The organism is Pseudomonas sp. ASL9 (genome assembly GCF_056680335.1).
This window is the reverse complement of sequence record NZ_CM155277.1, coordinates 219796-244870: the sequence shown is the minus strand read 5'-3', so window position 1 is coordinate 244870 and position 25075 is coordinate 219796. Positions and strand designations below refer to the sequence as shown.

The 25075-nt window shown below is 57.8% G+C and carries 22 protein-coding genes and 4 pseudogenes; 15 read left to right on the top strand and 11 right to left on the bottom strand.

Annotation, left to right across the window (positions count from 1 at the left end):
- Positions 1-3 precede the first annotated feature (3 nt).
- Positions 4-291, top strand: a pseudogene (locus AC1ME2_RS01105) (diaminopimelate epimerase); the annotation flags it as partial.
- A gap of 165 nt (positions 292-456) precedes the next feature.
- Here AC1ME2_RS01105 and argC read toward each other — a convergent pair.
- Positions 457-1380 carry an N-acetyl-gamma-glutamyl-phosphate reductase gene (gene argC / locus AC1ME2_RS01100; protein WP_480441940.1) on the bottom strand — a complete coding sequence of 308 codons (924 nt, stop codon included), beginning with the start codon at positions 1378-1380 and terminating at the stop codon, positions 457-459.
- Between the two features lie 114 nt (positions 1381-1494).
- Here argC and AC1ME2_RS01095 point away from each other — a divergent pair, with 114 nt between their 5' ends.
- The 3 genes from AC1ME2_RS01095 (at position 1495) to AC1ME2_RS01085 (ending at position 4702) form a co-directional block, all read left to right on the top strand.
- Positions 1495-2379: a LysR family transcriptional regulator gene (locus tag AC1ME2_RS01095; RefSeq protein WP_480438789.1), complete on the top strand. Its 885-nt coding sequence runs from the start codon at positions 1495-1497 to the stop codon at positions 2377-2379.
- 271 nt (positions 2380-2650) lie between these two features.
- Positions 2651-3346, top strand: a complete 696-nt coding sequence (locus AC1ME2_RS01090) for a tRNA (adenine(22)-N(1))-methyltransferase (protein WP_480438788.1) — start codon at positions 2651-2653, stop codon at positions 3344-3346.
- Positions 3347-4123: 777 nt separating this feature from the next.
- On the top strand, positions 4124-4702 hold the full coding sequence (locus tag AC1ME2_RS01085; RefSeq protein WP_480438787.1) for a nucleotidyltransferase family protein: 579 nt from the start codon (positions 4124-4126) through the stop codon (positions 4700-4702).
- A 110-nt stretch (positions 4703-4812) separates the two neighbouring features.
- Here the strand turns inward: AC1ME2_RS01085 and AC1ME2_RS01080 are convergent, their stop codons facing one another.
- A complete protein-coding gene (locus AC1ME2_RS01080; RefSeq protein ID WP_480438786.1) occupies positions 4813-6243 on the bottom strand; it encodes a GGDEF domain-containing protein in 1431 nt (476 codons plus the stop codon).
- 547 nt (positions 6244-6790) lie between these two features.
- Here AC1ME2_RS01080 and AC1ME2_RS01075 point away from each other — a divergent pair.
- The 4 genes and pseudogenes from AC1ME2_RS01075 to AC1ME2_RS01060 all read left to right on the top strand — a co-directional run bounded on the left by AC1ME2_RS01075 (position 6791) and on the right by AC1ME2_RS01060 (position 8133).
- Positions 6791-7111, top strand: a complete 321-nt coding sequence (locus tag AC1ME2_RS01075; protein ID WP_480441939.1) for a hypothetical protein — start codon at positions 6791-6793, stop codon at positions 7109-7111.
- A gap of 89 nt (positions 7112-7200) precedes the next feature.
- Positions 7201-7332, top strand: coding sequence for a hypothetical protein (locus tag AC1ME2_RS01070; protein ID WP_480438785.1), 132 nt, complete (start codon positions 7201-7203; stop codon positions 7330-7332).
- Between the two features lie 15 nt (positions 7333-7347).
- A pseudogene (locus tag AC1ME2_RS01065) lies at positions 7348-7464 on the top strand (transposase domain-containing protein); the annotation flags it as partial.
- 12 nt (positions 7465-7476) lie between these two features.
- On the top strand, positions 7477-8133 hold the full coding sequence (locus AC1ME2_RS01060; protein ID WP_480438783.1) for a VOC family protein: 657 nt from the start codon (positions 7477-7479) through the stop codon (positions 8131-8133).
- Between the two features lie 225 nt (positions 8134-8358).
- Here AC1ME2_RS01060 and AC1ME2_RS01055 read toward each other — a convergent pair.
- Positions 8359-8545, bottom strand: a pseudogene (locus tag AC1ME2_RS01055) (response regulator transcription factor); the annotation flags it as partial.
- Positions 8546-8606: 61 nt separating this feature from the next.
- Between AC1ME2_RS01055 and AC1ME2_RS01050 the strand changes: the two are divergent.
- Positions 8607-9041, top strand: coding sequence for a GNAT family N-acetyltransferase (locus AC1ME2_RS01050; protein ID WP_480438782.1), 435 nt, complete (start codon positions 8607-8609; stop codon positions 9039-9041).
- A 78-nt stretch (positions 9042-9119) separates the two neighbouring features.
- Here AC1ME2_RS01050 and AC1ME2_RS01045 read toward each other — a convergent pair whose 3' ends face one another.
- Positions 9120-9482, bottom strand: a complete 363-nt coding sequence (locus AC1ME2_RS01045; RefSeq protein WP_480438781.1) for a DUF167 domain-containing protein — start codon at positions 9480-9482, stop codon at positions 9120-9122.
- A gap of 286 nt (positions 9483-9768) precedes the next feature.
- On the opposite strand from AC1ME2_RS01045, the gene AC1ME2_RS01040 reads away from it, so the two are divergent.
- The gene (locus tag AC1ME2_RS01040; protein ID WP_480438779.1) at positions 9769-10644 is read left to right on the top strand and encodes a DNA/RNA non-specific endonuclease; all 876 of its coding nucleotides are present in this window, start codon (positions 9769-9771) and stop codon (positions 10642-10644) included.
- Positions 10645-10969: 325 nt separating this feature from the next.
- Here the strand turns inward: AC1ME2_RS01040 and AC1ME2_RS01035 are convergent, their stop codons facing one another.
- The 3 genes from AC1ME2_RS01035 to AC1ME2_RS01025 all read right to left on the bottom strand — a co-directional run bounded on the left by AC1ME2_RS01035 (position 10970) and on the right by AC1ME2_RS01025 (position 15031).
- Positions 10970-12148 carry a cystathionine gamma-synthase gene (locus AC1ME2_RS01035; protein ID WP_480438778.1) on the bottom strand — a complete coding sequence of 393 codons (1179 nt, stop codon included), beginning with the start codon at positions 12146-12148 and terminating at the stop codon, positions 10970-10972.
- Positions 12145-13521, bottom strand: a complete 1377-nt coding sequence (locus AC1ME2_RS01030; RefSeq protein WP_480438777.1) for a pyridoxal-phosphate dependent enzyme — start codon at positions 13519-13521, stop codon at positions 12145-12147. Before AC1ME2_RS01030 ends, AC1ME2_RS01035 begins: the two co-directional genes overlap by 4 nt.
- 490 nt (positions 13522-14011) lie before the next feature.
- The gene (locus AC1ME2_RS01025; RefSeq protein ID WP_480438775.1) at positions 14012-15031 is read right to left on the bottom strand and encodes an AraC family transcriptional regulator; all 1020 of its coding nucleotides are present in this window, start codon (positions 15029-15031) and stop codon (positions 14012-14014) included.
- A 624-nt stretch (positions 15032-15655) separates the two neighbouring features.
- Between AC1ME2_RS01025 and AC1ME2_RS01020 the strand changes: the two genes are divergently transcribed.
- Positions 15656-17434: an acyl-CoA dehydrogenase family protein gene (locus tag AC1ME2_RS01020; protein ID WP_480438774.1), complete on the top strand. Its 1779-nt coding sequence runs from the start codon at positions 15656-15658 to the stop codon at positions 17432-17434.
- 214 nt (positions 17435-17648) lie between these two features.
- Positions 17649-19145, top strand: a complete 1497-nt coding sequence (locus tag AC1ME2_RS01015) for a succinate CoA transferase (protein ID WP_480438773.1) — start codon at positions 17649-17651, stop codon at positions 19143-19145.
- A 245-nt stretch (positions 19146-19390) separates the two neighbouring features.
- Here the strand turns inward: AC1ME2_RS01015 and AC1ME2_RS01010 are convergent.
- Positions 19391-19648, bottom strand: a pseudogene (locus AC1ME2_RS01010) (DUF6388 family protein); the annotation flags it as partial.
- Between the two features lie 227 nt (positions 19649-19875).
- Here AC1ME2_RS01010 and AC1ME2_RS01005 point away from each other — a divergent pair.
- Entirely contained in the window at positions 19876-20610 is a 735-nt protein-coding gene (locus tag AC1ME2_RS01005; RefSeq protein ID WP_480438772.1) for an HNH endonuclease, read from the top strand.
- 323 nt (positions 20611-20933) lie between these two features.
- Here the strand turns inward: AC1ME2_RS01005 and AC1ME2_RS01000 are convergent, their stop codons facing one another.
- On the bottom strand, positions 20934-21419 hold the full coding sequence (locus tag AC1ME2_RS01000; protein ID WP_480438770.1) for a GNAT family N-acetyltransferase: 486 nt from the start codon (positions 21417-21419) through the stop codon (positions 20934-20936).
- 276 nt (positions 21420-21695) lie between these two features.
- On the opposite strand from AC1ME2_RS01000, the gene AC1ME2_RS00995 reads away from it, so the two are divergent.
- The gene (locus AC1ME2_RS00995) at positions 21696-22418 is read left to right on the top strand and encodes a GNAT family N-acetyltransferase (RefSeq protein WP_480438768.1); all 723 of its coding nucleotides are present in this window, start codon (positions 21696-21698) and stop codon (positions 22416-22418) included.
- Positions 22419-22444: 26 nt separating this feature from the next.
- Here the strand turns inward: AC1ME2_RS00995 and AC1ME2_RS00990 are convergent, their stop codons facing one another.
- Positions 22445-23296 (bottom strand): CAP domain-containing protein, encoded by an 852-nt coding sequence (locus AC1ME2_RS00990; RefSeq protein WP_480438767.1) that lies wholly within the window; start codon positions 23294-23296, stop codon positions 22445-22447.
- A 134-nt stretch (positions 23297-23430) separates the two neighbouring features.
- Positions 23431-24201 carry a phytanoyl-CoA dioxygenase family protein gene (locus tag AC1ME2_RS00985; protein WP_480438766.1) on the bottom strand — a complete coding sequence of 257 codons (771 nt, stop codon included), beginning with the start codon at positions 24199-24201 and terminating at the stop codon, positions 23431-23433.
- A gap of 238 nt (positions 24202-24439) precedes the next feature.
- Here AC1ME2_RS00985 and AC1ME2_RS00980 point away from each other — a divergent pair, with 238 nt between their 5' ends.
- Positions 24440-25060, top strand: coding sequence for a cell wall hydrolase (locus AC1ME2_RS00980; RefSeq protein WP_480441937.1), 621 nt, complete (start codon positions 24440-24442; stop codon positions 25058-25060).
- Positions 25061-25075: the final 15 nt, after the last annotated feature.

Below are 25075 nucleotides of genomic sequence, written 5' to 3'. Positions count from 1 at the left end.
GCCCCGTGTGCATCAGGGGTGAATCTGCAATGGGCAGCCGTGAGTTCCGGAAACACCATCACTGCTAGAGTTTTTGAGCGTGGTGAAGGCCCAACAGCCTCCTCAGGGACAAGTGCTTGTGCAGTTGCAGCAGCAGCCTGGCTAGCGGGCTCGGTGTCCGGCGGTATGGTCGAAGTAGTGATGCCAGGAGGAATCGCGCCCGTAAGGCTGATAGAGAACGAAGGAAATCTCGTGCAGATATTACTGTTTGGGACGGCCTGCATGTTGGACAAACTTACTTTTACGCCATGACTGTTTGCTTTGCTCGTTTGTACCCGGCATCTGGTTCGCTACGGTCGCTATGGGTCGATTTCAGGTGGTCGCAACAGGCCGAAATCGTCCAGAAGCAGCGGGTCAGGGAGGCCGCTCGACCCTAAGCCGCCATTCACCGAACACCCTGTAGCCGCTGCCGAAGAGTTATGCGCCTGCAAGCATCAAATCCAGATTCTGCACAGCCGCTCCAGCCGCCCCCTTGCCTAAATTGTCAAGCACCGCAGCCAACAAAACCTGCCCATCATGCTCAAACACCATCAATTGCATGTCATCAGTCCCGTTAAGCATCTGCGGATCAAGGTAAGCCAGCCCTTGCGCCTTCTGCATCGACATGACCTGTACATGATCGGTATCGGCGTAGTGCCGCTCCAGACAAGTATGCAACCTCGCCGCATCAATGCCCGGGGCCAGCAAGCGAAGTTGCACGGGTATGCTCAGCACGATTCCCTGCCGAAAAGCCCCATAGGCAGGCACAAACAAGGGCCGCTCGGCCAGGCCACTCTGCTGCTGGATCTCCGGAACATGTTTGTGTGTCAGCCCCAGCCCATAAATCTGAAATGCAGGCGCACGTGATGCGTCTTCCCCCTCGTGCTCTTCGACTGCGACGCGTCCTCTTCCGGAGTAGCCCGACACGGCATGAATGCTGGTCGGATAATCCCTGGGCAGCAACCCTGCCTCCAGCAATGGACGCAGCAGGCCTATCGCCCCCGTGGGATAACAACCGGGATTGCTGACCCGCTGCGCTGTGGCGATGCGTTGTGCCTGCTGCGGACTCATTTGCGCGAAACCGTAGGTCCAGTCTTTATGGGTACGGTGCGCCGAACTTGCATCGATCACCCGAACAGCAGGATTTTCGATGCTCGCCACCGCATCGCGTGCGGCGTCGTCAGGCAAGCAGAGGAGGGCGATGTCGCAGGCGTTGATGGCTTCGGCGCGATGTTTAGGATCCTTGCGGTGTTCAGGGGCGAGCGTGATAAGCCGCAGATCGGGCCGGTCGCGCAGGCGTTGGTGGATTTGCAAACCGGTGGTGCCTTGGTCGCCGTCGATGAATATAAGGGGAGTCGTCATGGGAATGCTCTCGGAAGCAAAAATCAGCAGCTCCAATCTTCAGCGCGGGAGTAAGATAAGGAAAGTTGAATATCCAAACGATTTAATTCAGTTTTTCTGAATTGGGAGCGATTCATGCGCGAAATCAGCCTGGACCGTCTGCGCACGTTGGTAGCCATTGCGGACCTGGGTTCGTTTGCCGAGGCGGCCCGTGTGCTGAATCTGGCGCCGCCCACGGTCAGCTTGCATATCGCCGATCTGGAGTCGCGCGTTGGGGGCTCGCTGTTGTCGCGCACGCGTGGGCGAGTTCAGCCTTCGGCGATTGGTGAAACACTGGTGGAGCGTGCGCGGCGCCTGTTGGCGGATGCGGAGCAGGCGCTGGAGGACGTGCAGCGTCAAGTCCAGGGCCTGGCCGGGCGCGTGCGATTGGGGGCTTCCACGGGGGCCATCGCGCAGTTGATGCCGCAGGCCTTGGAGACGTTGAGCCAACACCATCCCTCTATCGATGTGCAGGTCGTGGTACTCACGTCACAGGATACGTTGAAGAAGCTTGCCGACGGCGCGTTGGACATCGGTCTTGTCGCGCTGCCGCAGATCTCCGTAAAGGGTTTGCGGATCGAACCGTGGCGGCGGGACCCTGTCATGGCCTTCCTGCCAGCCCGCTGGGATTGCCCGGACCTCGTTACCCCCGGCTGGCTGGCGGCTCAGCCATTGATTCTGAACGATAGCACTACTCGGCTTTCGCGCTTGACCTCGGAGTGGTTCGCCAGCGACGGGCAGCATCCCACGCCGCGTATTCAGCTCAATTACAACGACGCGATCAAAAGCCTGGTGGCGGCCGGTTATGGCGCGACGCTGTTACCGCATGAAGCGTCCACACCTTTGCCCGATACCAGGATCGCCATGCGGCCGTTGCAGCCTTTATTGTGGCGTCAGCTGGGTATTGCCTATCGTGGTGGGGACGTCGAACGGCCTACACAACATGTGCTGGATGTGTTGTGGGGGTTGAGTGCGGACTAAGGGTCTCTTGTCGGGGCCAGAGGCGCGCTAGATCCGCCCCATCAGGAAAACCTATCTGGACAGCACCGCCTAGCGTTGCTGCCCTGTTTTCACACAGCCTCGGCCAAAAGCGGCTCATGACCAGGGTTCGCTTTGGGCCGATACGCGAGCGGTAGGACGGGGCGAGCCGTGGCCCTGGTCGCAGGAGTTTGAAATGCACGGCGTTACTCGACAGAATCGCGTCCCGATCCGGCCAAAGGTGCTGGACGTTCGTGGTGAAAAGGGGCTGTAGTTGAACGAACAGACATTATCCATGCGCCTGGAGCGCGTGGCGGCGCATGTGCCAGCAGGTGCGCGCCTGGCCGATATCGGCTCGGATCACGGCTACCTGCCGGTGGCGTTGATGCGTCGTGGCGCCATCGCGGCGGCGGTGGCCGGCGAGGTGGCATTGACGCCGTTCCGCTCGGCCGAACGCACCGTGCGCGAGAACGGCCTGGACCAGCGGATCACCGTACGCCTGGCCAATGGCCTGGCGGCGATCGAGCCTGGAGACGGGATCACGGCGATCAGCATCTGCGGTATGGGCGGCGAGACGATCCGCGACATCCTCGACAGTGGCAAGGCGCGCCTGGGCGGCCAGGAGCGCCTGATCCTGCAGCCCAACGGCGGCGAGCAGCCACTGCGCCAATGGCTGATGGACAATGGTTACCGCATCCTCCGCGAGGAAGTGCTGCGGGAAAACCGCTTCGATTACGAAATCATCGTCGCCGAGCGGGCCGGGCCGGTGATGTACACCGCCGAGGAGCTGTACTTCGGCCCGCTGCAGATGCAGGCACGCAGCCCGGCGTTCTTGGTCAAGTGGCAGCGCATGCTGCGCCAGAAGCAGCAGACCCTGACCAACTTCGCCCAGGCGCGGCAGGCCGTGCCCGTGGAGAAGGTGCAGGACGTCGCCCGGCAGGCCCGGTGGATCATCGAGCTGCTGGCTTGAGCCCGGTCTAGGGTTTGTACGAAAAGTCGCCGAGCGGCGCTCGGGCAAGGCGACTTTTCGTACAAAGCCTAAGACGAAGCGAGGGCCAATTTGAATCGCCCTCAAATTCGTAGCTGAATGACAGCTCATGGCCGATTTCGGCCAGTGGTCCCGGGCAACAATCGGTCCAAAACGGACATTGATGCGAGCGGATACCCGTAACCGATTACGTTATCCGCGCCGTGGGCGGTGCCCCCACGCTATCCGCAACGCGCCACGGAAATAAGAGGGTATGGTGCTAGTCTTGCGTCTGCGAATACGAAAAAGCCCGCACATGGCGGGCTTTGAAAATCAAGTAGGTGGCCGGTGCTGGTCTCCGGCTTACAAGGTTTATCAGGACTCTCACAGAAAGTTTTGTATTTTTTGCCTTCCTGCTTCACACGGCATAAGGGCTGGATCTCAGCGCGGAGATCTTTCTAACCGTGTACCCTTCGGAACGCGCCCCACGTTTCCTTGCCATCCTCTTGCGCATCAGTCTGCGTCTTCACCTACACCTTCAGAATAGCAAAAAGTCCGGAGCGCTGGCCGGGCTTTTTAGACCGATTTTATTCAAGGGGAAGAGCCGCAAGATGGAAAAATACTATCCCGAGGCTGCCGCGATATCTCAGCCTGCGACAGAGCCGTGGAAGCCTACAGAACGGCGGGGTAGAGGTAGCCGCGACGGCTATCAATGCCGGTCGATGTCAGGGAATCAAACCAGCCGTTCGGTATGACTTGATCGACTTCAAAGGGATGGAAATGACATTGACTGTCGACAGGTTGGTCAGGATAGCAATGGCCAATCCAATAAACGCCCAAATTACCTTACGCTTGCCTTCACTCGGTTTGAGTCAATGCATGCTCACTGCGGGCTGTCTGTTCCAAGCCGTCTGGAACCATCAGTCGCACCTGCCGTCAGCGTGGGGGGTTAAGGATTACGACGTTTTTTACTTCGATAATGATCTGTCTTGGGAGGCCGAGAATGAGGTTATCAACTCAGCTCAGCGTCTCTTCCAAGACCTCGACGTTAACGTTGACATCAAGAATCAGGCTCGCGTCCACCTTTGGTACAGTCAGCGGTTTGGCAGGTCTTATCCTCAGCTTCAGTCGGTTAAAGACGGTATTGATCGTTACTTGATTGCGGGTACGTGTATTGGGCTGGATGCTGAAACGGGTGAGGTCTATGCGCCATACGGCCTGGCCGACGTCGAGCAAGGGGTTCTTCGTATCAATCCAAAAAATCACCAGCCAGACTTGTTCGATCAGAAGGCGAAAAGTTATCAAGCTCGCTGGCCTTGGCTCAGGATCATAGAAGTCGACAACGATCTTGCTACCTGAAAGCCTCGACGACGACTAGGTCACGGAGACCAATCCGGCCCGCGCCTGGGCGGACCGGCACCAATCCAGGGGTATCGGTACCGGCACTTTCAGCGACTTCGAAATGATGGTCAGAGCAGCGGTTGTAGGCTGGTTTTGATGGCAGTGACCACACGGTTACGGCCTTGGTGTTTAGCGTGATACAGGCGTTGATCGGCTACGTGCAGAATTGCCTCAATGGTGTCGCCGTCGTGGCCAGATTGCGATATGCCGATGCTCACTGTAACCACGGTTAACCGCTGTAGGCCGCTATTAAACGAAGTATTTGCAACGGTGGTTCGGAGGCGCTCAGCGATTACGCGCGCGCCTTCGAGTGACGTCTGAGGCAGCAGTATCATGAATTCTTCCCCGCCCACTCGGGCTACGCCGTCATACGGCCGGATAGAATCGAGGCATTTCTGCACGAAGCTCTTCAGAATGTCATCGCCAACCTGATGCCCGAAGCGATCGTTAATGGACTTGAAATTATCCAGATCGAGTGCCAACACGGAGAACTGCGCACCGCCGCGCGTGGTCCGGCCAATTTCGGCTTCGACCCGCTCCATGAACCGACGTCGATTATCAGCGCCTGTCAGTGGATCGGTTGCCGCAAGGTGCCCGAGTTCTTGATTGGTGCGCTGGAGTTCCTGCAGGGCGCTCTCGGTGTACGCCATCGACTCGGCAAGACGCACCATCAGCTCCTCTTGGCTGTAAATCTTCGAGAACGATCGCGTGGAAAGGAACGCTTGCACTACCCCATAGCTCAATAGGAAGAATCCAGCAGCGAAGATCACATGAGCGAGCCACCACATATGATTCCACGGGCGTGCAAGGATGAATGCGAGAGATGACAGCGCGAACGCGGTGACCGAGATGATAAAAATCACCATCAGCGGCGAACGGACACGGCGCAGCAGGAGCAATGCCACGGTCAATGTAGATAAAACGAGGGCACCACCTTCCATCGAGAGGCGCACCGGGAGATCGCCTGCGATCGGTGAATTCGCGACGTACGCCACTGCCAGGTCAACCAGCAGGAACAGTCCTATCCATGTCAGCCACGGGCGGAGCTTGATTCGTTGGTCCGGGGCATCAGGTGGGCGGTGGTACGACAGCATTCCGACTAACAGCAGAGCCGACATGACCAGTCGAGAGGCCGGTCCATAAAGTAGGAAGAGCCAGATATTGTGGTGTGCGAGCCCAGTGAACGCACCATGCAACGCGTAGATCAGCACAAAACCGAGAAAGCCAAGCGTCATCCATCGCAGCAGCGGTTCTCCAGATGACTGATAGCAGCACCACGTTACGTAAGTAACAAACAAGCCTTCTAAGGTGGCTGCCGTGATCGCAATTATATGGAACGCGTGGTTCTCGAATAAAAGGGTGGGGTCCTGAAAGATGAACACGTAGCCAATCAGGTAGGCCGGAACAAACGCAAATCCTGCGAGCAGCAAGCAGGCATAAACCTTGATTATGAGACGGACGGCTTCAGGTGGCTCGCCGGTGGCAGTGATGTTGCTCATGGTTCCCTCCAATTCAAATCTATTTTGCCAACACCGGTCTGGTGTGGGCTCCAAAGCCACAAACATGCCAACGGTCCCTCGCATCATTACTGGACCAATATACGGCGTTTCAATTTTAGACTCGGCGGCCATTTCTGCTGCAGAAGTAGGTAAAAAAGTTCACGCTAACACAATCAACTAATAACGAATATTAGCCAGATGAATTTGCCGGCCGCATACGTTGCGAAGCCGTAAACGTTCCCTTTCGCTTCGTAATCGGTAGCCATTCAATTCATATGAATGATCAAGGGAGCAGGCTTTATTCATTAGGATCGTAGGTTGATTCGGATTGAGCCAATTTTAACCAGTATGAATGATTTTGAACCCTGTTGCGCTAGACGCATCGCGGCCGAAAGCAGCCATTTGACGCCGGCCCTGCAGCCTTGACCGATAGCTGCCGAGAGTCACTGAGTAAACCCGATAGGCCGGATAAGGCATTATGCTGGCCCCGAAGCCAGAAGTTTATCGCCAAAATCACTTTATTTTCAGGTGGTTAGGTTGAATGAAAATGCGGAATGTATTGATCTCGTTTGCCTTGGCGAGCGTTGCAGTCTCTGTCCAGGCCAAAGAGTTGATGGCCAATGATCGGTTTATGTGCAGTTGGGGGGCGGGTACTGCGGCAAAATCCCAGGAACTCAAGCTGTCGGGGGTCTCACGGTATGCCGCTCGCCAGAAGATACAGGCCTACACGTTTAGTAAGACGTGGATGCGAATGATGGCCTTGGGCATTACCGAGCAAACCTACGACAGTAAATCGCGGATCAACCCCCCAGCAGTCCGGCGGAGCTTCTATGAAGAGTGCGTCAGGTACAAGTTGGCGCGTAAATGACGAGGTGAGGAGGAGTCCATCCCATTGCTTTCGACCCTGCAACGGACGTGTGTATTTTGCTCGCCAACCTTTCTTCGGAACCTGTTGCGATGATCCGCATCGATTCGATCTGGCTCGCCACTGAGCCCCTGGACATACGCTTTGGTACGGAAACGGCTTTGGCGCGGGTCGTGGCGGTGTTCGACGCGGCGGCTCAACCAGGGTCGCTTCGTCTGGCTTAGCCCTGCACGGCTCGCAACGGGCATGAACCCTATGCTTATCTGAAGGACGTACTCACACGTCTGCCTACGCAGCGGGCGAGTGAAGTTGCTGACCTGTTGTCGAATAATTGGGCAATCAAATCACAGGATTAAAGGGAATTAACGATGGAAATAGATCACATTTTTATTTGTGTAAATGATGACGATCGAGGCGCTGATGCTCTGAGAGCCCTCGGGCTTACTGAAGGGACGCCAAACGTACATCCAGGCCAAGGCACTGCCAATAGAAGGTTTTTTTTCCGAAATTTTTTCATTGAGCTTTTACATCTCACCGATGAGTTAGACGCTCAAAGTCAGTTAACCGCACCAACCCAACTCTTTGACCGCCTCAAGTGCGCAGATGGCGTCGTTGCGCCCTTTGGAGTTTGCTTCAGACCATCCACCGTAGGCGAGAAGCCAATATTTCCGGTCTGGGAGTATCGACCTGTTTACTTACCAGCGGCCCTGAAAGTCGACGTGGGACATGCGCCTATATCCGAACCAATGTGGTTTTTTCTTTCGTTTGCCAACAGACCAGATGAGGCTCCGATTGAGCGAGCGCAGCCGTTTGAACATCCCAATGGCTTTCGCGACATTACATCTGTGCGCGTTACCACTCCCACCAGCCAAGCTTTTTCTACCCCTGCCAACTGCGCAAACCAGCTGAAAGGATTTGAAATTGTTCATGGTCATGAGCATCTGGTCGTATTGGAAATCGATCATGGCGCGAGCGGCCAGACACACGATTTCCGTCCTGGGTTGCCGATAATTATGAACTGGTGACGCATTGGTCTAACCATTCAGTCAGCATCTCGTTCTGATCGCAACGCTGGGGCACTGGCGTGTATTTCATTGAGGTTTGGATTCAGGAGGGTGTGTTGGACGGGCGCTTGCGGTGGGCCCCAGTTTGTATCGCCGTAGCCGAAGTGCATTGAAGGATCGCAACTCGCTAAAGCCGTCGATATAGTCCATGTCGCGAGTCTAAACGGGTCCTCGGGAGCTGCGATTTCAGCTCTGTACCTTTAGAAACAGTGAGAGCAACTCGGACTGGGATTTGATGCCGAGTTTGCTGTACATGTGCTTGCGGTGGACCTTCACGGTATCGGCGGAAATTACACAGCTTGTGCGCGATCTCCTTGTTCGAGCCGCCGCTGAGCATTAGCTGGCTGACTTCCAGTTCGCGTGCGGAGAGCGGCGCCTGAGCTGTTTCTGCTAGTCTGCTGCGCCAGGAAATTAACAAAGCCAGGCTCAATCCAATGATCAATATCCGTGTCATGACGATGGATGATTACGATGCGGTCATCGACCTCATGAGGTGCACTCCAGGCGTCTCCTTGCGTGATGCTGACTCTCGTGAATCGACCTCGAATTATTTAGAACGAAATCCCGGGTTGAGCTTCGTTGCTGAAATCGGAACCGTCCTCTGCGCTTGCATCATGTCCGGACATGATGGCCGCAGAGGATATTTGCAGCATTTGGTTGTCCTTCCTCAGTATCGGCGCCAAGGCATAGCCAATGCGTTGGTAGAGCGCTGTCTTTCGACTCTTGAAAAACACGGAATACTTAAATGTCATCTCGACGTTTTCAAGACAAACACAACAGCTGCTAACTATTGGCACAGCCAAGGTTGGCAGCTTAGATCGGATATCGATCGGTATTCGTTTACCCGATCGGATAATGAGAACGTATGACCGAGTGACCAGCACCTAACCCGTGAGAGTGTTCCGATGCAACGATTCATTAGGGCGCGTCGCGCCTATAGCGAATGGTCAGGTATTTTCTGCGTCTGACAGGGCCTTGGCCACTACGGCAGGTAAGCTTCCGGGCGACTTTATACGCATCTGTTTGTTCAAGTTAAAACGACCGAATACAACCGTGATATCAGAAATTGAGACGTCAAACTCACCGGCGAGGAACTTAACCATGTGGTCAGTAGCCTTACCTGCTACGGGCGCGGCGGTGACGCTAATTTTGAGTTGCTTTCCTTTCGCCTTGCCGATGGCATCCTTTCTGGCGCCCGGCGTTCCAAGGATGTTCAGAACTAGCGTTTCTCCGTCCCATCCACAAAACGAGGACATTTCCAGGCCACGGCCGGAGGATTTACTGTTGGTAATTGCTCGTGCTTTCTTCACATGGATCCTGCGTAGGCCGCATAAAAATGCCTGACGATAAATAGACACCAACGGGTGCATAACACCCTGGTCGGGTTTGGTGGATAACATTCTTTGGCGACTGTGCGCTGCCGCTCTGGCGTGCAGTGTAAGCGAAGAGGGCAGGGCTGACCGAACCCGCATCAATGATGTATCAAGGATATTGAAAACAGGCTCGCCGCAGCATAATCAGAACCGCTTCCCTCAAGCCCCGTTATTCGGGGCTTTGTCGTCAGTATTCCCTTAATCCAATTCGAAGATTTTAAGCATGAACCTACGCAAAATTGCAGTGGGGCTATCGGCCCTTGTGTTGTTCTCGACGGGGGCGGCAGAAGCTCGCAGCCTGCTGGACTTCATCAACCCACCCAGCCAGCATGAAGCGCAAGGGCACCGTTCTGGCTCAATCAGCCAGAACGCGGCGATTGACCTCTATTCAAGCAAAGAGAAACAGGCATCGTTTGATGGGTGTGCGGACCTGTTCCCGGCAGCCAGGCCGGTCAACATGGCTATTGTGCCTGCAACGATGAAGCCCTTGGCCCTGTGTTCCGACAACTTTGCGGTGCTGTACTCGCAAACCAGCAAGACGCCGTTGGTGGTGGTGGAGCGTCTTAATTCCGCCCAGCTGCAGGATGCCAAGGGTGAGGAACGAACCAATCAGTTCTATCCGGACCCACGCATTCCCAAGACCGGGCGGGCAGAGTTAAGCGACTACCGTGGCCAACATCCGGCAGTGGATCGTGGCCATCAATCCCCTGCAGCAGATGCACCGAGTCCGAATGCGATGGCGCAGTCCTTTGCGCTTTCGAACATGGTGCCGCAAGACCCCACCAATAACCGCAAGATCTGGAGCAAGGTCGAGTCTGACGTCAGAAAGTTCGCGAAGCGAGCCGATGGCAATGTCTTTGTCTTTACCGGCCCGCTCTTTGACGCTGACCATACAACCGTTGGCGACAACAAAGTCTGGGTGCCCAACCGCCTGTTCAAACTGGTCTACGACGCATCGTCCAAGCGGGCCTGGGCCTACGTGCTACCCAACGCGGAAACCCGCATTGAGAAGCCGATGGACTATGAGACGTTCGTGAAGACCACGGGACTCAACCTGCTGGAAAATCTACCGGTCTCTGGTTCGGTGGTTCGCTCTTGATCTTCGAGCGTCCGCGTCCCTGACGGAATTTTTGCAGGAGTGGCCGTTGCGGCTGCAACGGCTCTATCCGGTACTGTCGTGCAGCAAACGGGGTCTCGATTCTGCCCGGAAGGGCGTAGGAGCTGCCGAAGGCTGCGATAAGGTCGGTACGACCTTCCTGCGGTGGCGAATTCAGCCATTTTGCGACTGCTTCGGTCGGACGCGACCCTGGGCCGATTCGCAGACAAGTCAGCTCCTACAGGGAATCAGCGTTTTTCTGAAAATTTAATAAATTTTATTCTTTATTTTTCAATAAGTTACAGGCTTTATGAGGCCGAATATCCATTCAAATCCGCGCCAGCGCCTGGGCCAGGTCGGCGCGCAGGTCTTCGACATCCTCGACACCCACTGACAAACGCACCAGCGCATCGCCGATGCCGAGCTGTGCGCGGGTTTCTGCGGGGATGCTGGCGTGGGTCATGATCGCCGGGTGCTCGATCAAGCTTTCCACCCCACCCAGGCTCTCGGCCAGGGCGAATATCCGCACACTCTCAAGGAAACGCTTGGCGCCGGCCAGGTCGCTGTTCAGGTCGAGGGAAATCATCCCGCCGAATCCGCGCATCTGCCGCTGCGCCAGTTCGTGCTGCGGGTGCGATGGCAGGCCCGGATAATAGACGCGCGCCACCTGTGGCTGATGCTCCAGCCATTGCGCCAGCTCCAACGCGTTGCTGCAGTGGCGTTCCATGCGCAGCGCCAGGGTCTTCACTCCGCGCAGGGTGAGGAACGCGTCGAACGGCCCGGAAATAGCACCCACGGCGTTCTGCAGGAAGCCCAGGCGCTCGCCCAGTTCCGCGTTCTGCCCGACCACAGCGATACCGCCGATCACGTCGGAATGGCCGTTCAGGTACTTGGTCGTTGAGTGCAGCACGATATCGAAGCCCAGCTCCAGAGGGCGCTGTATCCACGGGCTGGCGAAGGTGTTGTCGGCCACACAGATAATTCCTCGATCGCGACAGACGCGCGCGATGGCGGCGAGGTCAGTGAGGCGCAGCAAGGGATTGCTCGGCGTCTCGACCCAGACCATTCGCGTGTCTTCCTGCAGCGCCGCTTCGAATGCCGCCAGGTCAGTCAGGTCGACGAAGCTGAAGCGATGCCCGGCGCTGCGCCGGCGCACCCGTTCGAACAGTCGGAAAGTACCGCCATACAGGTCATTGCCGGAGACGATGTGCGCGCCAGTGTCGAGCAATTCGAGCACGGTGGAGATCGCCGCCAGCCCGGAGGCGAAGGCGAAGGCCTGGGTACCACCTTCAAGGTCCGCCACGCAACGCTCCAGGGCCCAGCGCGTGGGGTTGTGCGAGCGCCCGTATTCGAGGCCCTTGTGCACGCCGGGGCTCTGCTGCAAATAGGTAGAGTTGGCGTAAATCGGCGGCATCAGCGCCCCGGTGGAAGGGTCCGGCACCTGTCCTGCATGGATCACCCGGGTGGCGAAGGCGCGTGGCGGGGCGGTTTTATCGGACTGACTCATGGGAGGGATCTCCGCAAATGATTGAGCATGTCGACGCGGGTAATCAGGCCATGGAAGCCCGAGGCGTCGGCGATGATCGCCACCAGCCCACGGTCGAGTTCCGCTTGCAGTCTAGCCAGACTGGCGCCGGGAGGCAGGGTTTCCAGCTTGTCGGTCATCGCGCTGGCCACGGTCATACGGAAGTGCGAAGCGTCTTCGTGCACGCCAAGCAGAATATCGGACTCGTCGATCACGCCGACCAGTCGCTGTCCGTCCACCAGCACCGGCAGTTGCGACACATCAGCCAAGCGCATGCGCTGGAAGGCGGTGAGCAGCGTGTCGTCCGGGCCCACGCTGATCACCCGGCCATCCTCGAAGCGCCGCGCGATCAAGTCGCGCAGATCGCCGTAGCGCTTGTACTGCAGCAGGCCCTGATCGTTCATCCACTGGTCGTTGTAGACCTTCGACAGGTAGCGAGTGCCGGTGTCGCAGACGAAGCTGACCACCCGTTTCGGCTCGGTTTGCTCGCGGCAGTAGCGCAGTGCCGCCGCCAGCAATGTACCGGTCGAAGAGCCGCCGAGAATGCCTTCGGCGCGCAGCAGTTGGCGGGCGTGATCGAAGCTTTCTTCGTCGCTGATCGAATAGGCCTGGCGCACGCTGGAGAGGTCGGCAATAGACGGAATGAAGTCTTCGCCAATGCCCTCCACCGCCCAGGAGCCGGGCGTACCGAGGGTGCCGCTGCGGCTGTATTCGGCGACCACCGAGCCGACCGGATCGGCCAGCACCATGGCCAGGTTCGGCTGCACGCGGCGAAAGAAGCGGGTCAGCCCGGTCAACGTACCGGCCGAACCGACGCCGACGACGATGGCATCCAGATCATGCTGAGTCTGCGCCCAGATCTCCGGCGCGGTGCTGCACTCATGGGCCAGTGGGTTGGCCGGGTTGTTGAACTGGTCGGCGAAAAAAGCGTCAGGAATCTCCTGCGCCAGCCGCGCCGCAACGTCCTGGTAGTAGTCGGGATGGCCCTTGCCGACGTCGGAGCGGGTGATGTGCACCTCGGCGCCCATCGCCTTGAGGTGCAGGACCTTCTCAGTGGACATCTTGTCCGGCACCACCAACACCACCCGGTAACCCTTGGCACGGCCGACCAGGGCCAAGCCGAGGCCGGTGTTGCCGGCAGTGGCCTCGACGATGGTGCCGCCGGGTCGCAGGCGGCCATCGCGCTCGGCGGCATCGATCATCGCCAGGCCGATGCGATCCTTGATCGAACCACCGGGGTTCTGCGATTCAAGCTTGAGGAACAGCGTGCACGGGCCGGTATCGAAGCGGCTGACGCGCACCAAGGGCGTATTGCCGATCAGTTCGAGCACGGCGGGGCGGGAGTCGTTCGGCATGTCGTCATCTCGCTGCGGAAATTTGCACTGGATGGACAGCAATCTGCGGCGAGTCATCGCGCGCCAGTCGCAGGCATTGCCTCGCTTGAAACATAGGCCGGGATTGCGCCCCCCGCAACCGTGCACAGCCAATCGGTTGCGTCGCCGCCTGCATTACTTCAGGTAAAACGGACGCCCGAACGTTCATTGTCCAGAGGCTGTGACTGATTGCCTGGAGGAAAGCCGTCAGTCAGCGATACTCAAGTGGCGGGTGAGCGACAACCACTATGAAGAGGGCGGCAATTATCATGACGAAGGAAAAGATCGGCTTAAAGGAAGGAGAGGAGGGAGCCTCTGTCTGTCAGCTGATAGATACGCGAATCACAACCTCCCCGTTGAGAACAGCCACCGAGTAAAGGAGGCTGGGCTGGAGGCTTACCTTGGTCATCCGCGCGATCGATTCAGATCAACAGAACGCTGAGCCCTGAACCGCCCGAAAAGACACAGCGGGCTATTTCTTTTGGCGCGCCACGTCCCTGTAAGTTTTGGGCAACTCTCCGGTCCATTGCCGAAACGCTCGGGTGAACGCGGACGGTTCAGAAAAGCCCAGCACTTGGGAGATGAGGCTGATCGACATTGATGTCTGGCTCAGATAGTGGATCGCCATGTCGCGACGCACTCCGTCCTTGAGCCGTTGAAATTGGCTGCCTTCGGCTGCGAGTTTTCGCCTGAGCGTTCTCTCTGTGAGGTGCAGCTCAAGGGCGGCACTCTGAGTGGTTGCCTCAGCCAGGTCCTCAGAACGCTCCAGATGATCCAACACCCGCCGTGTATAGACCGGGAAGTAAGCCGGGCGAGTAAACCAGTCGACCGGTGCCCGCTTCAAGTGATGGCCGAGGGTCTCGGGCGTTTGCACCAACGGTGCCGTGAGTATCGCGGCATCGAACACCAGGCAGGTCACGGCCTGGTCGAACGTTGCCGGACAAGGAAACATCAAGGGGTATTCGGCCAGGTGTTTGGGCGCCGGATGGTCAAACGCGACATATTTCAGAGGGATCCGCTTACCAATCAACCAACTGGGAAACCGATGCCACAGCAGCAACAGGAAACCTCTCAACAAGTAACCCGGGTCTTGAGCCGGGTCCTTGAGCATCATCGAAAAAATCGCCTCATCGCCGACGATGTCGAGCGACAGATGCAGGGAGTCATTGACCACGTTGTAGAAGTGACTGAGCTTGTAATACACCGAATGCAGGTTGTGCGAATGAACGACCTGCTTGGCCATGATGGCGAAGACACCCTGCGGACAGCGTTGCGAGCCCATGCCAAGAAATTCGTCGTCGGCCAGGCGCCAGACGGCCCGCATCAGGCGGCTGAATTGGTCAGGCGTGATCCGCAGCTGGGCATTTTCCAGCATGCGCCGGTTAAGACCCGCCTCCTTGAGCAGTACCGCTTCATCGAGCTGAAGACGGTGGCTGGCATTCATCAGCATTCGGGCGAAATGGATAGAGATTGAATAGCGTTCGATGCCCATCGGAGGCAGATTCCTGCAGCATGTGCGGTCAGTTTATCGCCTAAGCGCTGTCCGTTAATGTCTATTTTTAGACTGGTTTCGTTATTGTCACCAAGGGGCCTCTCGATAGAAGCTAGCCGCCACCTGCAGACGCCTGTCTGACCCGGCCAGAACGCTGTTATTACCTGACACTCTTCAAGGAAGCCCGTCCGTGCACGTGCAAGTAGTAGAAGCGGTTACCGTCCGCCAGATACGCGACGGCACCCGGAACAGGCGCATTCAGCCTGAAAAACCGCACGCTAAACGAATGGGCGCGCCACCGTTGTAGGGCGTACGTACGCCCACATGACGCACAGCCCTCCCGATACGCGCCAATCGCCACACCGGTTCCCGGGTAAGCCCTGCACCGATGAGCACAATTTCACCTGCGACGCAGTGGCCATTGCCTGCGCCACTTAGTGCGTAACGGTTGAACCAAGGGGGCCGCGAATATGGCCAATTTAGTCGATTGCCGGGTGCTCTTAGCCAGGGCCTGACGTGACTCAGGCCGATACCGAACATCGCCCCGTTATTACCTAGCCGTTTGCCCCCCTGTGGCTGACACAGGCGGCCTGCATAACGCATCGTTTTAGAGAGGAAACAATAATGAGTGATTACGCCCACCCTTACCGCGACACCAAGTTCGTCCTCAAAGAACTGGTCGAATTTGAAGCCTTGTGCGCGTCGGCCCATCTGGACGACATCAACGATGAATTGGTGTCTGCGATTCTGGCCGAAGCCGGTCGTCTGGGCTCCGGGGTGTTGGCACCACTCAATCGGATTGGCGACACCCAAGGCGCGCGCTTGAATGAGCAAGGCGTGCAGGAAGCCCCAGGGTTCGCCGACGCTTACCGCCAATTCCAGGCTGGTGGCTGGCCTTCATTGACCGCTGCTGAAGTTTGGGGCGGCCAAAACCTCCCCAACGTGATGGGCACCGCCGTCAGTGAGATCTGGCACTCGGCCAATATGGCCTTCGCCCTCTGCCCGATGCTGACCCAAGGCTCGATTGAAGCGATCGCCCACCATGGCTCGCCCGCCCTGCGCGCCGCTTACCTGCCCAAACTGGTCAGCGGCGAATGGACCGGCACCATGAATCTCACCGAACCCGATGCCGGTTCGGATTTGGCCGCCATCAAGAGCAGAGCCATCCCTCAGGACGATCACTACCTCATCAGCGGGCAAAAAATCTTTATCACCTGGGGTGATCACCAGATGACGGACAACGTTGTCCATCTGGTACTGGCCCGGCTGCCGGATGCACCGGCCGGCGTCAAAGGGATTTCCCTGTTCGTAGTGCCTAAATTCTTGCTGGATGCTCAAGGCGAGCCCGGCGCACGCAACGATGCCCGCTGCATTTCCCTGGAACATAAACTGGGCATCCACGGCAGCCCGACCTGCGTCATGAGCTTTGGCGACAACGGCGGGGCCATCGGTTATCTGGTGGGCGAACCGCATCAGGGGCTGGCCTGCATGTTCACCATGATGAACCACGCCCGGCAAAGCGTTGGGCTGCAAGGGCTGGCCATCTCAGAACGGGCCTACCAGCAGGCGCGTCAGTACGCAAAAGATCGCCTGCAAGGGACGCGCAAGGATGGCAGCCGCTTCTCGATCATCCATTTTCCCGATGTCCGTCGGATGCTGCTTCAGATGAAATCGTCCATCGAGGCTATGCGGGCCCTGGCGTTGGTGGCCGCTGCCGAAGTGGACCGCATTGCCCACGCGCCTGACGCCGACGCCGCGCAAGTTCATCAAGGTCGCGTCGACCTGCTCACCCCCATCGTTAAGGGTTGGCTGACCGAAATGGCGCAAGAGGTGACCTCACTCGGTGTGCAAATTCACGGCGGCATGGGGTTTATCGAAGAAACCGGCGCAGCCCAACACTACCGTGACGCCCGTATCTTGACCATTTATGAAGGCACCACTGGCATCCAGGCACTGGACCTGGTCGGGCGCAAGACCCTGCTCAACGAGGGCGAACTGCTCACCCGTTTGCTGGACGAAATCGGTGAAACCGTCGCCCTGCTGCAAGGCTCGGCCACCCTGGCCCACCAGGCCGCAGCACTGGACGATGCGCTGGGCGCTGGCCGCGCAGCTCTGCGCGTGCTCCTCGACAACGCCAAAAACGACGCCCACCTGGTGGGCAGCATCAGCGTCAATTTCATGATGCTGTTCGGCTACCTGTGCGGCGGCTGGTTGATGGCCCGCTCGGCACTCAGTGCCCAAGCCCTGCTGGACTCGGGCAACGGCGACCCGCAGTTCCTGGACGCCAAGCGGATCACTGCCAACTTCTATGCCGAGCAACTGCTGCCTCGCGTGCACGCCCTGCTGGCGGCTATTGGCAGTGGCAGCAAAAGCATTATGGAGCTGGACGATGAGCAGTTTTGACCCTGCGCGGGCCTGATCGACCCAGGTGATGGCCCGCACCACGAGCTGTGGCGATGCCCGCCTTGATCGTCTCGGCCTTCGCTTGTGCCCAGACTAACGAACAATCCGACGAGCAGTGCCTCTCAGAGGCACTGCTCAGTATGGGTGCGAGTACCGGTTGAACAGCAGATGTCCGGTGCCCCGCCTGCTATTCCCAACATTCGAGGTTTTTTCCATGCACGCTGCGCGTATCCGGCTGGCTTCCCTGCACGACAAAATTATGAGTGCAACACAGGCCGCCCTGCTCATTAAAGACGGCATGACCATCGGCATCAGTGGTTTTGGCGGTGCCGGAGACGCCAAGGCAGTCCCCCTAGCCTTGATCGAGCAGGCTAAGCACGACCCGCTAAAAATCAACCTGATCACCGGCGCCAGCCTTGGCCGGGGCCTGGACGGAATGATGGCCGAAGCGGGTCTGTTGGCCCGACGCATGCCGTTTCAGGGCGACGTTGTGCTGCGCAAGGCCATCAACGAAGGGAAGGTGATGTTTATCGACCAACATCTCTCTGAAGTGGTCGAGCAGCTGCGCGACGGCTACCTGCCCACCCCGGATATCGCAGTTATCGAGGCGGCGTGCATCACCGAGCACGGGCATATCGTACCCACCTCGTCCGTGGGCAACTCGGCCAGCCTGGCACTGGCCGCCAAACAGATCATCATCGAACTCAACCTGGCGAGCAGCCCTCATTTCGAAGGGCTGCATGATATCTACCAACCCCAGAATCGCCCTCACCGTGGCCCGATCCCCGTCCTTCAATCAAACAACCGCATTGGCAGCCATGCCATCGAGATCGCCCCGTCACGCATCGCCGCCATCGTCATCTGCAACACACCCGAGGCGGCCGTTCCCATGTTACCGCCCGACAACGACACACAGGCCATTGCCAATCATTTGGTGCGGTTTTTCGAGCTCGAGGTGGAAATGGGGCGTCTGACGAGAAACCTGGCGCCGCTGCAAGTGGGGGTGGGTTCCATTGCCAACGCCGTGATGTGCGGCTTGATCGACGCCCCGTTCAACGACCTGGTGCAGTACTCCGAGGTGTTGCAGGATTCCACCTTTGACCTGCTGGATGCTGGCAAGCTGAAATTCGCCTCGGGGTGCTCCATTACCCTTTCCAGTGCCTGTGGCGAGCGGGTCTTCAAAAACCTGGAAAAATACGCCGAGCGCCTGGTCTTGCGCCCACAGGAAATCTCCAACCACCCGGAAGTAATCCGGCGCTTGGGGATCATTGCAATCAACACCGCGCTGGAGTTTGACCTGTATGGCAACGTCAACTCCACCCACGTCGGCGGTACACACATGATGAACGGCATTGGCGGCTCGGGGGATTTTGCCCGCAACGCCCATTTGTCGATATTCGTGACCAAATCAACTGCCAAGGACGGGAAAATCTCACGTGTAGTGCCCATGGTCAGCCACGTCGACCACACAGAACATGACATCGACATTCTGGTAACCGAACAAGGGCTGGCTGACTTACGGGGCCTTGCGCCTCGGGAGCGAGCGCGAATCATCATTGATCACTGTGTACACCCTGACTACCGCGAGGCACTCAATGATTACTTCACCGCCGCCTGCCGCCTAGGCGGGCATACTCCCCACGACCTCAACCAAGCCTTGAGTTGGCATATCCGCTTGAACGAAACAGGCAGCATGCTGGCGGCCCACTAGCGAGCCGAAGCCTGCGCCTCGAACAGACACCCGCTCAAGGTCCCTGCCGGCCCCTGAGCGAGTGGTTTTTGAGCATGGTTTGAATCTTTTGGGCCGACTCCGGGTGCACATCACCAGGTTGCGCACTTCGTCGCCACCACTGGCAAATCTACGTTCCTGCTCGCCACGCACGTCTTCGGGTGGACAGGCATTGGCGTCGTCGATGCAATACGAACCTGCCCTGGGACACCATATTTTTCAGGCACTCAAGCCTTCAGGCCGTACATCTCGCAATACTTTGCCCACTCCATGCCCGCCATCTCGGCAACTTCCTTGTGCACCTCAATCCGCTACGCCTCAAATTCTTCAGGGGAAGCCGCCGTCAATTGCAGGGTCAGCTCTCAGGCAAAGAAGCCCAAGCGCTCAGCCTCAAACGTCTGGTGCAGTAGCTCATCGCGGTATTGTGTCAACGGTACGCCAGAGGCCTGGGCCTCGAGCGGATTCAGGTTGTCCAGTTCCCCTCTGCGAAAATTCTGGATTTCAATCTCAGGCGCTTACTTTTTTGCCATGGAAACTAAGGCCGACTTTTTCAACAGAATCGACCCAAACCAGCCTGTGGAGAAGTTCAAAAACTGGAGGCGATTCAACAGTACGCACCCGGCGAACGGTTTCTATCCTGCCCCACCACATAGACGCTTCGCCGGTAAACCGTTAGCCTCATTGCCTTTACCGCCATCGATAAGGGATTGGCATGGCCAAGCTCATCAAGCTAACGGATACATCCTGGCAACAACCATTCTGCTACCGTAAAAAGGAACATATTCTTTGGGGCTCCCACACCGAGGTTCGTGAAAACTGCAATCTCGTAGACGGCACACGCCGCCTCCTACAAATCTCATTCGAGCCACGATTTGAGCTGGATATTGTCGATCACTTTCAGATCACCAGCGGGCGCGAAATCAAGTTCCCAAAAGCACTCGTGGATATGATCAGCCCCATCGTGCTGGAAAATCCCGAGTCCAGCTTCATCGTTACCGTGCTCGATGCCGTTGAACAGGAAGATGTCCAAGTCGGCACTACAAAAGACTTGGCCAACCTGATTACCGCTCGGGCAACGACAATTATGGCCCGCGTTGGCCAGCAGAAGTTCAGGAAGCAACTGATGGAGTTTTGGGGTGATGCTTGCGCACTCTCTGGAGTGAAGGAGCCCAAGCTGCTGGTCGCATCGCACATTGTCCCCTGGAGCCAGTCAGAAGCAGATGCCAAGCTCGATCCATTTAACGGCCTGCTACTGGCGCCACACTACGATCGACTGTTTGACCAAGGCCTGATCTCATTCAAAGACGATGGCTCAATTCTGCTGTCCGGCATAGCCAAGAAGCTGCCTCCAGAGTTTGGCCTGTCGAAATCCATGAAGCTACGCAAGCTCAATCCGAAGCATTTGCCCTACCTTGCTGCCCATAGGGAAATGTTCGACTTCGCATAGCTCTACACCAAGCAACATCAAAGCTGTCGGGAAGTAGGCCGCACGCAACGACATGGACTGAACCGCACCTGATTAAAATACACTCATGACAGGCTGCAACTGGCCGATTCTGTTGAAAAAGTCGACTTCGGTTTCAACGGCAGAAAAGTACGCATCTGAGATTGAAATCTGTGTTTTGCGCAGAAGGTTCAGCGCTTAGATTTGACGTAGCAGCGTACAAAAAAGGCGTTTTCACCGCTCAATGTATGGGTAGCTGGGCCGGGTCGACTTTTTCAACACAATCGACCCATTGCGGACGTACAGCAAACAGACACGTCTGTTAGTCAGTTTCGTATAGTCCAGAGCATTGTCTGAACCATGATATGCGGATGGCTTACTAAATGTTCCCATTCATCTATGAAAGAGAAGCCCTGCTTTAGATAGAAGTTCGAGGCTCTTGCATTGTCCGGAGAGACGTCCAAAAAAACGCAATCACGCCCTTTTTCTATCGCGCGAGATTTCACCGCTTCAACAAGCTGAGTTGCCACGCCAGAGCCCCGTGCAGCTGGTTCAACCCACATTCCGATCAAGTTATAGCGATTCGCTTGACTGACCCCTCCACCTATCATTCCCGCCGGTTTATCGTCCTTGATGGCCAACCAAAATTCCGGCCCGGCCGCTGACGAGGCTCGTTCTTTCCACTGCTCGTCACTGCAATTAGCGGCAGCTTGGTGACTCACACCAAACGCTGTCGGCGTGTCCAAAAGCGCAGCAAGACGGACTTGCTTCAAAAACATCCAGTCGTTCGCTTCCGTCAATCGAATTTCCATGACTGCCCTAAAAGATAGTGAAACTTCATCGTCTCATAGGAATGTCGAGAGAGAAAATACCTTGTCGTTCCGCAATGGCCGCTTCTGGCCGGGAACACCTACAAAAGTCCAGCGCTGTCTCAGATGCACTGCCGCAGCGACAGCCTGACGGCAGGGGCGCGCAATGGGCACGCCTCACCATCCGTTGTCAGCACAAAGACGCGTTATGATGACGCCGCCCAGCGCTGATCGCCTTGACGTCACGGGCACGCCTTAACCCTCGGAGTCTGAAGTTCGATGTCCACGATCACCCTGTTTGAAACCCCGCCCCCTGAGTTGATCAAAAGCCAGATCCTGCAGATGGTCGTCGACTACCTGACCGATATCAGCACGGTGGCCATCGCGCCGAGTAATCCCCTCTATAACCTGTATCAGTACGGTATCGGATACGAGGTGCATCTCTACCTGGACGCTATGGACGGCTCCAGGGGCATGCCGGTCGAGTTGATCGTGGCGTCGGATGCCCAGGATTCTTCCACGGTCGTTGGTTTCTTGCTGTATCTGCCGGTGAAGGACGATTCCGAGGCCTGTGCAGTGGCCTATATGGCTGTGCTGAAGAGCCATCGACATCGGGGAATTGCGCGCGCGATGCTGCAGGAAATGGTCAGCCGATACCCTCACGCTGAGCTGGCCTGCACGGTTGGCAAGGTGCCGTGTTTCGAGTCGATGGGGTTTCAGGTGTTGGGTGCGCGCGGTCCTCAGGTGGTCATGAATACTCGCGCCCACGGTACGGACGGCTTGTTGGCGGTGTTGGACGTGGCGCCGATTTATAGCTCTGTGGAGGTGCGGCAGATTCATATGTATCTGCTTAAGCAGCACGGGAAAAAAGCGATGGCGGATGCCGAGAAGCAGCGTGACCGCCATCTCGATCAGATGACACGCCACGCGAAGGCCTTTGTGCTGGACCGTCTTGGAGAGGCCGCAGTGCAAAACACCGGGCGCGGGCCACGCGTGCTCTAGGCGTGGTCCAGGATGCGTTCAGGCACTCACTGCGTACCGAACATCGCCGTCCAGTAAATTCCCGCATCACTCTTTGGATCAACTGCATAGGCCGCGCCCAGGTCGCGGAACTGTGGGTTCATCAGGTTGGCGCAGTGATCGGGGCTGGTTAGCCAGCCATCTACCACCTTGCGCCCGTTGTCTTGCCCGGCGGCGATGTTCTCGCCGATCTGCTGGCCGACGTAGCCTGCCAGTTCAGCCCGATCACCCGGCGTGTGGCCATCGCGGTCCTTGTGATCGAAGAAGTTGTTATTGGCCATGGCCCGGGTATGGGTCTCGGCCGCCGTCGCGAGCACCGCGTTCCACGCCAGTGGCGTCGTGGCGACAAAGGATTGGGCGCCGCACTGGCGTGACTGGCTGCGGGCGGTGTTGATCATTTCGAGTAGCTTCTGTCCTTCCGCCTGCCAGTCGCCCAGGCGACCCGCCAACAGTGGACGCGCCAGCACGACGCGCCAATCACGTCCCTCGCGGCTCACGCCGATATCGACGAATTGCGGGTCCAGCACGACCTGGCAGAAACTCTCCCGCACCGCCGTCATGGCCGACTGAGCATCACGCGGCCCGGACAGGCTGATCGCTTGCACGGTGACCATCGGATAAGCCGCACGCGCCAGCGCTTGCTGCAGGTCCCCGGCATTGTTGGGGGCCAAGACCAGACGCGGATCGGACGCCAGCGGTGGCAGCTCATGGGAACCCTGGCCTGCGCAACGTTGCACTTGGCTGCGGTAGGCGTTGATCGACTCGACCAACTGTGTCTCCTCGGTCGCCACGGCAGTGGCGGCGAACACCAGTCCCAGCGATAACGTGGCAAGACGCACAACGGATGATATAACGCGCATGGAAGTCTCTCTTGAGCTGACTGCGCCTATGATGCGCGATTTAGCCCCCTCCAGCGCAATGCCTTTTCATGCCGGACCGAAAATCGTTTGGCAGTCGCGACATAGTTCGTGTCAGGTGGCATCAAGCCGACGGGTCAATCGTATTCCGCTTCCTGATGCTCTCCCAGCAGACGCCGCTGACGTGGCGAGGCCGCCGCCAACACCGTGGGGTTGAAGCGCCAGTGCAGGTAGGGCGCGAATTTCTGCGCCACCATGCGCCGGCCGTAGTGCACCTGCAACAGGTAGCGCGTGCGGTCGAGAGTTTGGTTGTTGCTACCTGCGTGCCACAGTTCGCTGCGAAACATCAGTACGTCCCCGGCCCGGCACAGCACCGGCTGCGCAGTACGGCCCTGCCACTGGTTTTCGTCGTCAGCCGGCGGACGCCCGGCTCGGTGGCTACCAGGGATCACCCGAGTGGGGCTGAGGTCTGCATCGATATCGTCGAGGTAGAGGTGCGCGGTGCAGATCTGCATCGGCAACTCGAAGGCGGGGTCGGCCAGCAGGCTTTGCGGCAGCTCCATCACCAGGTAGTCCAGATGCAGTTTGGTGCCGACGAAGCCGGGATGACAGCGCCAGGCGGTCTGGCCGATGATGTGGCAATCGGTTCCGAGAGCAGCCTCTGCCAGTTCGATGATCCCGATCAGGTCGAGAAACGGCAGCCACAACGGGTCGCGGTTGAACACGCACTTGTAATGATCGAGCAGGCCGCTGTAGTCCCAATGCTGCGGGTCAAGGCAGTCGATAGCATTGCGCAGCGTGGTTATTTGCGAACCATCCAGCACTCCAGGCATCAGTACGAAACCGTCTCGGTGCAACGCCCCAAGACGGCTGGCGGTCAGTGATGACAAAATCTCTGTGGTGGTCATGTTGCGCCCCTGGCAAACGCAGATAACGCCCACTCATACTGGCACTGAGAGTGGTGCTTCGCCAGCGGCCATGAGTTTATCTGACCGCAAAAGCGCAGTGTGTAATCGGTTGGAATGATTTGGCCACTACCGTGTCTATTCAATAAAGCAACGTCGCTGAAGTGGTGCACCAATCGACGCGCTGGTAAGCCGTCGGGCGGGTGGAGGGTCAAATTTGATTCTGTCAGAAGGTTCGACCATGCGCCTCATCGGGATAGCAACCTGCTTCGCAATCGCCCTTTTCGGAGGCCAGGCAATCGCGGCTGACCAGGCGCAAAACAAGGAAGCGGCGGTGGACAAAGCCCAGGTCCTGGAGCAGAAAGCCGCAGAGAACGTGGGCGCACCCCCTGCGCCCAAGTCCCAGGCCATCACGCAACCTGAAGCGCAGGCGGTCGATCCAGTAGGGAAAGCACCTTTGGACGATGCAATCACCTGCCTTGCCCGTTCCATTTACTGGGAGGCCAAAGGTGGGACCGCTGCCGACATGGAAGCCGTCGCCAGCGTTGTCATGAACCGACTGGGCCATGAGGGTTTTCCGGGGACGATTTGCGAGGTGGTCAAGCAAGGCTCTGAAAAGCATGCCTGTCAGTTTTCGTGGTGGTGTGACAAGCGTTCGGATCGGGCAGGGGAGGATGCCCCTTACACAACTGCCAAGGAAGTGGCGCGAAAAGCGCTTAACAGACAGCTCACGGACCGAACCCATGGCGCCATGTATTTCCACGACAGGAATGTGTCGCCCGGCTGGGCCAAGGAATACATCAAGACAGCCGAGACCGGAAAATTTCTCTTCTATAAGCCTCACGACGGTACCGCACGATAGGCCTTCAACCGTATG